The sequence below is a fragment of the Legionella nigrisilvae genome (genome assembly GCF_977063395.2).
Window position 1 is genome coordinate 318,542 of sequence record NZ_CDRUGZ020000019.1, and the last position, 13,713, is coordinate 332,254.

Consider the following 13,713-nt stretch of genomic DNA (forward strand, 5'->3'; position numbering starts at 1 on the left):
CTAATTTTTTTCAATTCAGCCTGCCATTGGATTATGTAATAATCTTTTGCCCCATTTTAGCAAATTTCTTATGGATCAGGTACGTTATCTACCACAAGTTACTTCCCCCCATATAGCTACAATATGTAGGTGACTATAGTCTAACTAATTAAAACTCCTTTTTGGGCATAATTTGGGTACTTTTAAAATATACTATTTGAGAGAGAATAAATGATTAAAAAATAGGATTTCAAATATAATCAAATAGTTACTTATTAATGTTTATTTCAATGAAGCAATAATCAGCGGGAACAAATTAATAAAAATTTGTTATAAATCAATAGCTTGGTGGAGGCGGCGGGAATCGAACCCGCGTCCGCAAATCCTCTGCCTTCAGCTCTACATGCGTAGCCGTGTCTTTTGATTTAACTGTGCATTCTCCGACGGGCAGGATACTACACAGCGATTCCCTGAATTTCGCATCTTAATACGGGATGGATTAAGACACTAGCTTATCTCTTATGACCGTTGATTCGATACCGATAAGCGGGCTCGGTCGAACGGGATACTGGGTTTATTGGCCAGTACACAGTGATGGTTCATCTAAAGTGCTTATTAGGCAGCGATAGCTTCCCCACCAGCAAAGTTTTCATCGTTTGCATTTATATTTATTTGAGTCTGATTTACGAGAGTTCTCATTCTCGGCATGCACCTCTGGTTTTGCAACCCACGTCGAAGCCAGGTCGCCCCCTTTGTACACTATAAGTATAACATAAAATGTACACACAATAGCAGTTTTCTTTTGAAAATTCAGAGGGAATTTCCTGGGTTTGAGACTTTGCCCTCACCCAGGTTTGCTTTAACCTTGAATTCCATTGTGACGTAATAGCGCATCAACCGTTGCTGGGCGGCCTCGGAACTCTTTATAGGCCTCGGCCGCTTTCTTCGAGCTGCCGACTTCCAAAATATGATGCAAGAAATCGCGTCCGGTTTGGGGATTTAAAACTCCTTCCTCTTCAAATCGAGAAAAAGCATCGCTGGACAACACTTCTGCCCAACTGTAACTGTAGTACCCTGCTGCATATCCACCAGCAAATATATGACTAAAACTGTGTGGAAAACGGTTATATGGTACAACCGGGATCACGCTGGTTTTAGAACGAACATCAGCCAAAATATTCTCAACCAAGGAATCTTGGCTTGGCATATACTCTTGATGAATACGGAAATCAAATATAGAAAACTCCATCTGCCGTAACATCGCCATCGCCGATTGGAAATTTTTAGCAGCGATCAACCGCTCAAAAAGCGATTCGGGAATCGGTTCACCGCTGTCCACATGTGCGGTTAAAACATCCAAACCACTTTTTTCCCAGCACCAATTTTCAAAAAATTGACTGGGTAATTCTACGGCGTCCCACTCTACCCCATTGATGCCAGAAGCACCTAGATAATCGACTTGAGTTAAAATGTGATGCAGACAATGACCAAACTCATGGAATAAAGTAACTACTTCCTCATGGGATAACATCGCGGGTTTATTGGCGGATGCTTTGGCAAAATTACAGGTCAAAGTTGCTATCGGCAACTGTACCTTACCATCCTCCAATCTTCTGCGACTTTGCAATGAGTCCATCCACGCACCGCTGTGTTTGTTGGGTCTAGCAAATAAATCAGTATATACGTAGCCTCGAACCGTTCCATGTTCGTCGACCACACAATAACATTGGACATCTTTATGCCAAATATCCACACCCTTTACTTCTTCAATTGACATGCCATACAGCTTTTTAACTAAATCGAATAACCCTTGCATGACCTTAGGTTGTGGGAAATAGGGACGTAGATCTTCTTGTGACAAGGTAAATAAAGCTTGTCTTCGTTTTTCAGACAAATAACCCACGTCCCACGGTTTGACGGGATTTAGCTTAAATTGTTCTTTGGCAAATTGCTCCAGCTGCTTGAATTCCGTGGCAGCTTGGTCATGGATGCGCTTGACCAAGTCATTCATAAATTCTCTAACTTGATTGGTAGACTCGGCCATTTTGGTCGCAATGGACAATTCTGCATAATTGTTAAAACCTAAAAGCTCGGCTTTTTCGTGACGCAAGGCTAAAATTTCATTGATTAAAGGTGTATTGTCATAGGTATGCGCATTGGGTCCTTGGTCTGAAGCTCGCGTAATAAAAGCTTGATACATCTCTTCACGTAATGCCCGATCTTCGGCATAGGTCATTACCGCTTGGTAACATGGATATTCCAGAGTGAGTACATGTCCATCAAGGCCTTTTTCGGCCGCGAGTTCTTTCGCTGTATTTAAAGCGTGTTCCGGTAATCCGGCCAAACGCGTTGAATCTTTAATGTGCAACGTAAATGCTTGCGTGGCGTCCAAAATATTATGTTCAAATTGATTGGTTAATTCATCGAGGCGCGTCTGAATTGCTTCAAATCGTTTTTTACGCTCTTTATTGAGTGCGACTCCAGATAATTCAAAATCACGTAAACTATCGGCAATCAACTTTTGTTGCACTGGATTCAACGCGTGCTTATCAATGGATTTAATGGCCTCATACAGTTCATGGTTATGGCCCATTGCCGATTCATAGGCTGAAAGAAGCGGTAAGCAGGCATCATAGCATTTACGTAATTCTGGAGAATCCATGACACCATGCAAATGCGACATCGGCGACCAAAATCGCTCCAGCTCATCTGCCATATCCTCCAAGGGATACATTAAATTATCCCAAGTATAATGGGGGCTTTCTTTGAGCAAACTTGAAACCTCTTCCAAATGCTTTTTTAAAAGGGCATCCAGATGAGAATGAAAATGATTTACATCAATACGACTAAATTGGGGTAACCCTACTGGTGCAGACATGCTTTACCTTTGAAAATTGATACAAGAAGTAAAGCATAACATTCAATTAATAAAGCCTCTATACTTCGATGAATCATTCATGGAGTAATCCTGGGCTCTTATTAGGTAAGTTTTAGACTTGAGTGTTCAGCAGCTTATCATTTGGCAGCATTAAGGATTTCGCCGTAATCCGAAGGAAGAGTTTAATAATAGCTGCTCTAATTTAGATACAACACAATTGACCATCCAGTTGCAAATCATCTTCTTCATTGTGTTGTACATCGCGAACAACCTTGGGCTGTTCCTTTTGGTTAAAAAATCCCAACTTTGCCAAAGCGGTGGAACGGTCAATGGTATCTTGAGGCCGGCTCTTATTAACCTCTTCTGCTATAGCAAAATTAATAAAACAAATCGTAACCAAACACATTGCGGCAATCAGTGGAATAATTGGATTCGCGGCAAACATAGGAAGAGCACAACACATTGCCAGAAAAATTAGAGTGGTCGTGGTTACATGGGAACCGAGTCGGAAGCGTTCAAAGTCAATTTGGTTGTCTATAGCCTTAATATGTTCCTTAATTTGTCTTTGCTCTTTCTCATCCCTTGTAGTACTTAACATGGTCACATAGTGCGATCGCAGCTCGCTTAAACGATTCAGTTCGATATATGCTCTTGTCATTGCCATGATGACATCAAATGCAAAAACAGAAAGCGATACATAAATTCCAAATGGAGCCAAAGCACCAGTCAAAATAAAACAATTAATGAACCCTGAACTAACCCAGGCAATGTCATTTCCTAACTCGAACCAGCGACGTTTTAATTGAGTACTCAGACGTACATACCAACCTAAAGAGTACTCTTTATCATCCATCCACCATCCGGGCACCGTATGTTTTATTAGCACAATTAGATTCACTAACAAACGAGGTAACCAAAAAAACCACGATAAATGCGCCAAAATAGGATCGGTTACTGTATCCATAATTTTGACAAAATTTCGATAGGACTCGGAGCTCGTCTTCAGAAGAGCCAGGAGATCCAATGCCCTTTTGGAACGGATTAATAACAAACGGTATAAATTGATCTCGATGGTGGTATTGCGAACTTGTTGGGTAAACGACGGAGTTTCTTCTACTTTTTTCGATTTTTGTGTAGGAGCGCCTATTAGTTCTAACAATTCACGATATAAATTCTGTTGCTGACGTAAGCGCGTGACTTCTCTGGGGATGATCAAATAGTTTTTATAGATCTCTTCCAAAAGCTCAGCCATTATTAATGCAGCAAACAGCTGTTCTTTGAGCTCTTCTTGGGCGATTGCCTGTTTCGACAGGAATTTAGCTCTTAATTGTTGTCCTAAAAGGCTATATTCAAGATTCAACACCAGATGAAGAGGGACTATCTTACGATAAAAATCCGGACCTAGCTTTTGAATATGCTCTGATGCCCAGTTCTTAGGAATTTGCCCAGCCTGAGGAAGACATAATTCAGGAAAGCTTTCTTGTAAATGCCGAATTAGTGGGGTCATGATGTCCTAAAATGAATTTGGAATTTCGGGATATCAAATAAACAATTCTATATTTATCATTTGTTTATTGTCTATAAATAACTTCAAAAGTAAAAAAATAGGTCTGATTATATATAAAATTACACAAAAAGAAAATTTATGAACTATTTTAACTATTTATTGTTGCTATGCATGAGTATTTACCAATTAAAAATATACATGCTCTTTTGGTGCTTAGGAAGTCTTTTTATTAGAGTTATTCGATCTATACTATAGGTAGGTATTTTGTGGTTTTAGGAATGCTCATAAAACGAAAAAATAGGACAAAATTAGCTCTTTTTGCAAAAAAATGATCAAAAATGCGCTTATTTTCTTGCTGATTCCTGTCTTCTGAGCGACAATATCACACCCAGTTAAGTGCACAAGAGAATCCATGAATCTTTCCAAAGAATTAGCTAATGCCATTCGCATTTTAAGTGTAGACGCGGTAGAACAAGCCCAATCAGGACATCCCGGAATGCCTCTAGGGATGGCGGATATTGCCACCGTGTTATGGAACAAATTTTTAAAACACAATCCGCAAAACCCGCTTTGGTTTAACCGCGATCGCTTTGTATTATCTAATGGACATGGTTCCATGTTGCTGTATTCCTTACTTCATCTGTCTGGATATAATCTCTCCATAGATGATTTGAAAGATTTTCGCCAATTAAACTCGAAAACTCCGGGACACCCAGAGCTTGGTCATACCCCTGGAGTGGAAACAACTACCGGTCCTTTAGGGCAAGGTCTAGCTAACGCAGTGGGAATGGCATTAGCAGAGCGCGTTTTGGCGACTCACTTCAATCGCGATGATTTTGATCTTGTGGATCACTATACGTATGCTTTTACAGGTGATGGCTGCCTCATGGAGGGTATTTCCCATGAAGCATGTTCGCTCGCCGGAACTTTAGGTTTAGGGAAACTGATTGTCTTCTACGATGACAATGGGATTTCGATTGATGGTAAAGTGGACTCTTGGTTTACTGATGATACCGCACAACGTTTCAAAGCCTATCATTGGCAAGTCATCGAAGCAGTCGATGGCCATGATATGGATGCGATTGAGCAAGCCATTCTTAAAGCTCAAGCCAATAGCACCCAACCTACCCTGATTATCTGCAAAACTATAATCGGGCTTGGTTCTTCCGTCGCAGGCAGTGAAAAAGCTCATGGTGCCGCCTTGGGGGCAAAAGACATTGCCAATGTGCGCGAATTTTTTAAATGGAAACATGATCCTTTTGTGATCCCTGATGCCATTTATCAGCAATGGAGTCATAAAGAGCAAGGCGAAAAAGAAGAACAGCAATGGCTCACTCTTTTAAACGACTACCAACAACACTATCCACAAGAACATTATGAATTTTTACGCCGTATTAATGGCGATCTCCCAGATGATTGGGAAAGTAAAAGTAATGCTTTTTTTGAGCAATGCCTTACTAATGACAAAGCGATCGCGACTCGTAAATCGTCACAACAATGTATCGAATATTTCGCTCGTATGTTGCCGGAAATGCTCGGGGGTTCGGCTGATTTAACGGGCTCCAATAATACGGATTGGTCAGGCAGCAAAGCCATCACTGGCGAAGATTACTCGGGTAATTACCTGTACTATGGGGTACGGGAATTTGGTATGGCTGCAATCATGAATGGCCTGGCCGTCCATGGAGGATTTATTCCTTACGGGGGTACTTTCCTTGTGTTCGCAGATTATGCACGCAATGCCATCCGTTTAAGTGCATTAATGAAACAACGCGTCATTTATGTCTTTACCCACGACTCTATTGGTTTAGGCGAAGACGGTCCAACCCACCAACCCGTAGAACATGCGTCCATGTTGCGGATGACTCCAGGCATGAGTGTATGGCGTCCTGCAGATTTAATGGAAACAGCCGTTGCATGGAAGCTCGCTTTGGAGCATCATAATGGGCCAACATCCTTACTGCTTTCAAGACAAAATTTACCTGCATTGCCCCATGGAGCAACCGCAGCAGAATTAATAACTAAGGGAGGTTATATCATAATGGATTGTGATGGCACACCGGATGCCATCTTGATTGCAACAGGCTCGGAAGTGCAGTTGGCACTCGCGGCCGCAGAGCAAGTGAAAACACGTGCACTTAAGGTGCGTGTGGTTTCTATGCCTTGTGCAGAGCGATTCCTGGAGCAAGACCAAAATTATAAAAATCAGGTATTGCCCCAAAACGTCCATACACGTATTGCAATTGAAGCTGCAAGTTCGGCTTATTGGTACCAATTCGTTGGTTTGCAAGGTGCCGTAATTGGCCTGGATCGTTTCGGTGTATCAGCTCCAGCAAATCAGGCATATCAATACCTGGATATTACTGTAGAGCGTATAATTAAAACTTTGGAAGAATTAGTATCACATTAAAACATTATTAAAAATTTGTAGCCTGGGTGGCAAAGCATCACCCGTGGAAACCATCAAATATCTCGGGTCATGGCTTTGTCTTACCCAGGCTACGATTTACTGCTATTAAGTTAAAGAACAACCGTTCCCGCGAAAGTAGGAACCCATTTCTAGCGAGGCACCGCGCTACTTTAAGAATAGATTCCCGTCTTCGGGGAATGACAACATCCTTAACCTAGCGAAGCAACGATTAGAAGCTTAACTTGAGATAGTAACTCATTACTAAAAATTGGAGAGAAGTAATATGACAATACGTGTCGCTATTAATGGCTATGGCCGCATTGGCCGTTGTATCTTAAGAGCAATTTTTGAATCCAAAAAACAAAATGAATTTGAAATCGTTGCAATCAATGATTTATCTGCAATTGACACTACAGCCCATCTGACCCGTTATGACACAACACATGGCCGCTTCGCATCTGATGTCAGCGTGGAAGGCGACATGTTAGTAGTGGATGGCCATGCCATCAAAATCATCGCAGAACGGAACCCTCTAAATCTGCCTTGGAAAGAGTTAAACATCGATTTAGTTTTAGAGTGTACTGGCTTCTTTACTGAACGCGAAAAAGCAATGCAGCATATTACTGCGGGTGCTAAAAAAGTATTGATTTCCGCTCCAGGAAAAAATGTGGATGCAACCATCGTTTATGGCGTGAACCACCAAACGCTCAAAGCGTCTGATCTCATCGTTTCTAATGCATCTTGCACCACCAATTGCTTAGCACCCGTTGTGAAACCTTTAAACGATGCCTTAGGTATTGAATATGGTTTATTAAATACAGTGCATGCTTATACTAATGATCAAATGCTTTTGGATGGAAGTCATGAAGATTTACGTCGTGCTCGTGCAGCAGCGCACTCTATTATTCCAACTAAAACCGGTGCAGCCGCAGCGGTAGGGTTAGTTTTACCTGAGTTAGCAGGAAAGCTCGATGGTTTTGCGATGCGTGTTCCGGTCCTTAACGTTTCTGTTATCGATTTGACCTTTACAGCAAAGCGTGAGACTACCGTAAAAGAAGTGAATGACATCGTACGTCAAGCCAAAAGTCGTATCTTACAAATCAATGATGATCCTTTAGTATCCTGTGATTTTAATCATAATCCTGCATCATCTATTTTTGATACTACTCAAACCAAAGTATTTGGAAACCTAGTGAAAATCGTAGCCTGGTATGATAATGAATGGGGCTTTTCTAATCGTATGCTTGATACAGCACATCAAATGATGAGTTGCTAAACCCCAGTTTGGAGATATTGATGAGTCTGATACAAATGAGCGATATAGACCTGTCTGGGAAACGGGTACTAATTCGTGAAGATCTAAATGTTCCAATCAAAGAGGGAATTATTACCAGCGATCAACGCTTGCAAGCGGCATTACCCACTTTAAAAGCAGCCTTAGATGCTGGTGCGGCAGTGATGGTTTTATCTCATTTAGGCCGTCCTGAAGAAGGAAAGATTGAACGACGCTTTTCGATGAAACCTATTGCAGAATACTTGCAAAAACATTTGAACTATCCTGTTTATTTCGTAAGTGATTACCTCAATGGTGTGGTTGCTAAACCAGGAGAGTTAGTCGTTTGCGAAAACGTACGTTTCAATGTGGGTGAGAAGAATAATGATGAGCAGCTAGCCAAAAAACTTGCAAGCCTTTGTGATGTCTTTGTTATGGATGCCTTTGGTACAGCGCATCGAGCCCAAGCTTCTACCTATGGTGTCGCTCAATATGCACCAGTTGCCGTTGCAGGTCCCTTATTAGTTCGTGAACTCAACGCCATAGAGAAAGCACTCGCAGCGCCCCAGAAACCGATTGTTGCCATCGTTGGTGGTGCCAAAGTCTCTACTAAACTCAGTTTATTACGTCAATTAGTCACTTTGGTTGATTACTTAATCCCTGGAGGGGGTATTGCAAATACATTCCTTAAAGCCCGGGGTTTTGAAATTGGGGTTTCACTTTACGAAGAAGCACTACTGGATGAGGCACGAGAAATTCTCCAAATTGCTGAAGAAAAAGGATGTCGCATACCTTTACCCACTGATGTAGTAGTCGGTAAATCGTTTAGTGAACAATGTCCCGCATATAATAAGTCGTTACAGAATGTTGCCACTGATGACATGATCCTTGATATTGGTCCCATGACCGTTAGTGAGTATGTCGACATTATTAATGAGGCTAAAACCATCATTTGGAATGGCCCGGTTGGAGTTTTTGAATTTGCACAATTTGCTTATGGAACCCGGGCGTTGGCGATTGCAATTGCCGAAAGTGATGCCTTTTCCATCGCAGGTGGTGGGGACACGCTTGCTGCGATCGATCTCTATGACCTAAATCAGCAAATTTCTTATGTTTCCACGGGAGGTGGGGCATTTCTTGAGTGTTTAGAAGGAAAAACCTTGCCAGCTGTTGCCATTTTGCAGGAGCGTGCAAAAGATGTTAAGACAAACTAAAATCGTTGCCACATTAGGGCCGGCTAGTAATACTCCGGCGACACTTCGTGCCATGTTAACCGCAGGTGTTGACGTGGTACGGATTAACTTTTCCCATGCTGACGCCTCCGCATTACAACTTATTGCTTTAGTTCGAGGGATTGCAGAAGAATTAAATTGTCCACTGGCAGTAATGGCTGATTTACAAGGGCCTAAAATTCGTATCGGTCGTTTTAAAGAGAAATCGATCACTTTGATTGAAGGCCAAGAGTTTACTTTGGATTGTAATGCCGCAGAATTACTAGGAGATGAACAGGAAGTTTCTGTCGCATATCCCGACCTTGCTCGTGAACTGGCTCCAGAAGATCATTTATTACTAAATGATGGTTTAGTTGAGTTGGAAGTTATGAGTATATCTGGCTCCAAAATTCATTGCCGTGTTATTGAAGGCGGGGGCTTAAGTGATCTTAAGGGATTAAACAGAAAGGGAGGCGGGTTAGCAGCCAGGACCATGACAGATAAAGACAAGCGTGATTTACGTACAGCCATCGAAGCTGAAGTAGATTACATCAGTTTGTCTTTCGTAAAAGACGCTGAGGACATTCGCCATGCTCGTAGGCTCATGACTGAATTTGGCAAAAAAATACCCGTTATTGCTAAAATTGAACGCACGGAAGCATTACACTATCTAACCGAAATAATTCAAGAGGCAGATGCAATCATGGTTGCGCGTGGCGATCTAGGAGTTGAGATAGGTGCCGCTGAAGTCCCTGCAATCCAAAAGCACATCATTGGTGAAGCACGTCGATTAGATAAAGTAGTCATTACCGCAACCCAAATGATGGAATCGATGATTAACAATCCTCAGCCTACCCGCGCAGAAGTCTCAGACGTTGCCAATGCTATATTGGATGGGACAGATGCCGTGATGTTGTCTGCGGAAACAGCCAGTGGCCAATTCCCAGTTAAGGTGTTGACTATGGTCAATAAGATCTGCCTGAGTACTGAAAAACATGCTAGTTTTTACTATCACAACAATAAAACTGAAGCCTGCCATTATCAGCGAGCGGATCAGGCTATTGCCATGGCAACCATGCATGCAGCCAATCATTTTCCCATCCAAGCAATTATTACGTTGACCGAATCAGGGGATACCGCTTTATGGATCTCCAGACAACAAAGTAGAGTCCCTATTATCGCGGTTTCTGCTAACAAACGAACCATAGGTCGTTTGTGCCTTGTCCATAATGTTTTTCCAGTGTTCATGAATTATTATCAATTTAATGCGGAAACATTGAATCAACAAGTGCTTGAAGAGCTGGTAAAATCAGGTCATCTTGGATCAAAAAGCTTTGTCTTATTAACACGGGGTCGAATGATCGGTACCGCAGGAGGTACAAATAGCATGGAGATTATTCGGGTCTAGACTTAGTTATAGGATAGTAGATAGAAGAACAGTCCATCTACTATTTTGCGGGTGTAGTTCAATGGTAGAACCTCAGCTTCCCAAGCTGATGGCGTGGGTTCGATTCCCATCACCCGCTCCATTGCAATAGAACCGATGTAAAATCGAAGGCTTATGCACCAATGGCTCACATTTTCATAATTGGAGAAGAAGGATAATCTTTATGGAAATTTTCCTCCTCTGCAGCGAGCTCTTGTTCTTTACATTCCAAACATTTTCCACAACCACAACGGATCGTTCGAGAAACAACTAAAGGTGTTGTGCCCCCTACCCCCATACCCAAACCCGTGGCTATGATCCAAGGTAGAGGAGTAAAACAGGAAACTAGAATGCCTCCGATTACACCGAAAGTACAACCGCAACCGACTGCAACTTTCTCTTCTGGGGTGATGCACGATTTACTTAGTGGAACGTTCCATGTTTGATTGATATCATTTTTTTTGGCTTTAACGGCAATCTTAAGTTCTTTAATCGTTTGTTCTTTTTCCTCTCGCTTTTGGCGAACAAGTTCAGCCTGTTGGACTCGTAGGTGCTCTACAAATTGAGTATGTATCTGTGAATAGGTTCCATTATATTCTTTGTTACATATTTTAACGTAGAGCTGCTTTGGATATTTAAAAACCAGTTCTTTGAAGGTTGAATTAGTCCTAGCTAAATGATTTAAAGACTGCACGTCAAGAAAAAACATCACCAGATAGATTACGTCATTCGGAACTTGAGAAAAGTGTCCTTTGTTAGTTGCCTTTTGCGCTTCTCTTTTTTTAAACACAACGCCCCCATATCGATTAAAAACGGAATCGGTTGATATTAGCCAATAATATTTAACATTCAAATAGTTATTTCATTAACTTTCATTTCTTAATATAAAATATATGAACGCTGTTTGTATTTTGAAGGGATCATGAAGTTAATGCGGGGTTAGGTTTGCGGAAGAACCTGGGTATCGCTATGCTGCACCCAGGCGACATAATTCGAAGTAAAAAGTGAATTATTCGATGATTTCCTTTTTCTCACTTCGAGATAACCCCAATTTCTCTTTCAAACGTGCTACTGCATCTGGATCATATTGCCTTGTCGTTTTATTTTTAACGACTACAGCCGTAGTTCTCGGGGGTTGTGTTGGGGTATTTAAGCTGTTATAGGTTGAAGAACGGACTGGATAGGTAGGAAAGTGAGCCTCAGTGGATGAGGACGATTGGGTCGTTACCTGCGATTGAAAAGTCGTACTTTGTGGGGTAGAAGCGGCTTGATGTGTCGTCTTTTCTACTTGCGTTTTTCGAGCGTTTCTTACACTTTTTTCAACACGTTTTCTAATTTTGGTCGCAGCATGTTCCGCCTCTTCTTCACTTACCTCAGCAACTTCGTTACCTTGTAAATCAACACGCATCTCTCGTAGCTTGAGGCATGCCAAATAATCAAGTCGACGCGTAAATATAACCACGGCTTCTCTTAATTTACTTTTGGAAATTCCTGATTTTTCAGCTTCATCGGCATGCAGCAAAATGTCATCCATAATCCCCACTTTTAATGGACGGATTCTTAATGAATTATCGAATGCTGCGGGAAAATGTGCAGCGAGCCACAATAAGGCATCTGTTCGTGCTTTTTTAGAACTATTTTTTTGAGCTTTATTAATAACGGCGGTGCGTGGGTGCAGCTCCTGTTTTCTCATTAGTGGACCCTTGTTAGATATTGAATGTCATATCCTGAAAATGAAATCATTCGCCTTAGGAATGAGCGCACAATGTACAATGTTTGATGATTGTTTGCAAGCACTCTGAAACATGTTCAATACTTATATAAAAACAAGAAATCAAAGTAGAAAAAGAGGCCATGATAGTCCTATAATGAAAACAGGAAGGTCGTAATTTGATATAGATGCGATATGATTTCTGTATCTCGCCGAATTTGTCCCTTTGATTACGACTTATGGAGCACATATGACAGATTTTATAAAAAAATTATTTATATTATTTATTGCCTTATTCTTTCCATGGGTCATATTTCTTATGGATGATAATCCTGGGGGGGCCTTTATCGCCTTAGCATTACAAGCCACTGTCATTGGATGGCCATTTGCAACCGGCTGGGCTTTGCGAACACACTATCCTCCCAAAAAAGAAAAGCAACAATAAGATCATAAGGAGAACTATGTTAACTCGCGTCATTGTCAATGGGGCTAACGGTAAGATGGGCTCAATGGCCTGTGAAACTCTAAATAACCACAACGAATTTGAATTAGTCGCACAACTTGGCAAAGAGGATAATTTGGCGCAAGCCATTAAAGACACCCAAGCCCAGATTGTGGTTGATCTTACGCGCGCAGATTGTGTCTATCAAAATAGTCTTACGATTATTAATCATGGAGCCCATCCAGTTATTGGAACTTCAGGACTTCTACCCCACCAAATTAAAGAATTAACTGCCTTTTGTGAGAGCCGCCGTCTGGGAGGAATCATTGCCCCTAATTTTTCTATAAGTGCAGTTTTGATGATGATTTTTGCGGCCAAAGCAGCTGAATATTTTCCCGAAGTTGAAATTATTGAAGCACATCATCAACAAAAGCTGGATGCTCCCTCCGGGACTGCCTTAAAAACTGCTGAAATGATTGCTGCAGCACGGAAAAATCCTAAAAATAAATTAAATCTCAAAGAATTAATCCCTGGGGCTCGCGGAGGGGTACATGGTGAGGTCAATATCCATTCCTTGCGTCTACCTGGTGTTATTGCTCGTCAACAAGTCATTTTTGGTAGTGTCGGTGAAACCCTAACCATTACGGACGATTGCATTGACCGACGTTCTTTTATGCCGGGGATCATTTTGTCCTGCCAAAAAGTTTTAGGGTTATCTACATTGATTTATGGACTCGAGCATTTACTCTAAGCAAGGGCTTCATCGCTGACTCCCGCAAATAGGTCGCGGAAGATAGTCCCATAGCAAACGAGGATGATTGGGAAAAAATGGCGATATCCCATAAATAATTATTGGGACAATCTGTACTGAGCCTT

General features: G+C 41.5%; 10 protein-coding genes, 1 tRNA gene and 1 other RNA gene. 7 read left to right on the forward strand and 5 right to left on the reverse strand.

The window, feature by feature from the left end; translation table 11 throughout:
- Positions 1 to 325: 325 nt before the first annotated feature.
- The 3 genes from ssrA to ACWTE2_RS06505 all read right to left on the reverse strand — a co-directional run bounded on the left by ssrA (position 326) and on the right by ACWTE2_RS06505 (position 4,364).
- Positions 326 to 730, reverse strand: a transfer-messenger RNA (tmRNA) gene (gene ssrA, locus ACWTE2_RS06495).
- A 108-nt stretch (positions 731 to 838) separates the two neighbouring features.
- Positions 839 to 2,857, reverse strand: a complete 2,019-nt coding sequence (locus ACWTE2_RS06500; RefSeq protein WP_454784692.1) for a M3 family metallopeptidase — start codon at positions 2,855 to 2,857, stop codon at positions 839 to 841.
- A gap of 202 nt (positions 2,858 to 3,059) precedes the next feature.
- Positions 3,060 to 4,364: a hypothetical protein gene (locus ACWTE2_RS06505; protein WP_454784693.1), complete on the reverse strand. Its 1,305-nt coding sequence runs from the start codon at positions 4,362 to 4,364 to the stop codon at positions 3,060 to 3,062.
- A gap of 412 nt (positions 4,365 to 4,776) precedes the next feature.
- Here ACWTE2_RS06505 and tkt point away from each other — a divergent pair, with 412 nt between their 5' ends.
- From tkt to ACWTE2_RS06530, 5 genes are all read left to right on the forward strand, one after another.
- Positions 4,777 to 6,774 carry a transketolase gene (gene tkt, locus ACWTE2_RS06510; RefSeq protein WP_454784694.1) on the forward strand — a complete coding sequence of 666 codons (1,998 nt, stop codon included), beginning with the start codon at positions 4,777 to 4,779 and terminating at the stop codon, positions 6,772 to 6,774.
- 283 nt (positions 6,775 to 7,057) lie between these two features.
- The gene (gene gap, locus ACWTE2_RS06515; protein ID WP_182391960.1) at positions 7,058 to 8,050 is read left to right on the forward strand and encodes a type I glyceraldehyde-3-phosphate dehydrogenase; all 993 of its coding nucleotides are present in this window, start codon (positions 7,058 to 7,060) and stop codon (positions 8,048 to 8,050) included.
- Between the two features lie 20 nt (positions 8,051 to 8,070).
- Complete coding sequence (locus ACWTE2_RS06520) at positions 8,071 to 9,261, forward strand: phosphoglycerate kinase (protein WP_182391961.1); 1,191 nt, start codon at positions 8,071 to 8,073, stop codon at positions 9,259 to 9,261.
- Complete coding sequence (gene pyk, locus ACWTE2_RS06525; protein ID WP_454784695.1) at positions 9,245 to 10,666, forward strand: pyruvate kinase; 1,422 nt, start codon at positions 9,245 to 9,247, stop codon at positions 10,664 to 10,666. The genes ACWTE2_RS06520 and pyk overlap by 17 nt, the downstream gene beginning before the upstream one ends.
- Before the next feature lie 47 nt (positions 10,667 to 10,713).
- Positions 10,714 to 10,787 (forward strand) — tRNA-Gly (locus tag ACWTE2_RS06530).
- Between the two features lie 45 nt (positions 10,788 to 10,832).
- Here the strand turns inward: ACWTE2_RS06530 and ACWTE2_RS06535 are convergent.
- Positions 10,833 to 11,474 carry a hypothetical protein gene (locus ACWTE2_RS06535; RefSeq protein ID WP_454784696.1) on the reverse strand — a complete coding sequence of 214 codons (642 nt, stop codon included), beginning with the start codon at positions 11,472 to 11,474 and terminating at the stop codon, positions 10,833 to 10,835.
- A gap of 219 nt (positions 11,475 to 11,693) precedes the next feature.
- A complete protein-coding gene (locus tag ACWTE2_RS06540) occupies positions 11,694 to 12,377 on the reverse strand; it encodes a ProQ/FinO family protein (protein WP_454784697.1) in 684 nt (227 codons plus the stop codon).
- 268 nt (positions 12,378 to 12,645) lie between these two features.
- Between ACWTE2_RS06540 and ACWTE2_RS06545 the strand changes: the two genes are divergently transcribed.
- The gene (locus tag ACWTE2_RS06545) at positions 12,646 to 12,840 is read left to right on the forward strand and encodes a hypothetical protein (protein ID WP_182391965.1); all 195 of its coding nucleotides are present in this window, start codon (positions 12,646 to 12,648) and stop codon (positions 12,838 to 12,840) included.
- A gap of 16 nt (positions 12,841 to 12,856) precedes the next feature.
- The gene (gene dapB / locus ACWTE2_RS06550) at positions 12,857 to 13,588 is read left to right on the forward strand and encodes a 4-hydroxy-tetrahydrodipicolinate reductase (protein ID WP_454784698.1); all 732 of its coding nucleotides are present in this window, start codon (positions 12,857 to 12,859) and stop codon (positions 13,586 to 13,588) included.
- Positions 13,589 to 13,713: the final 125 nt, after the last annotated feature.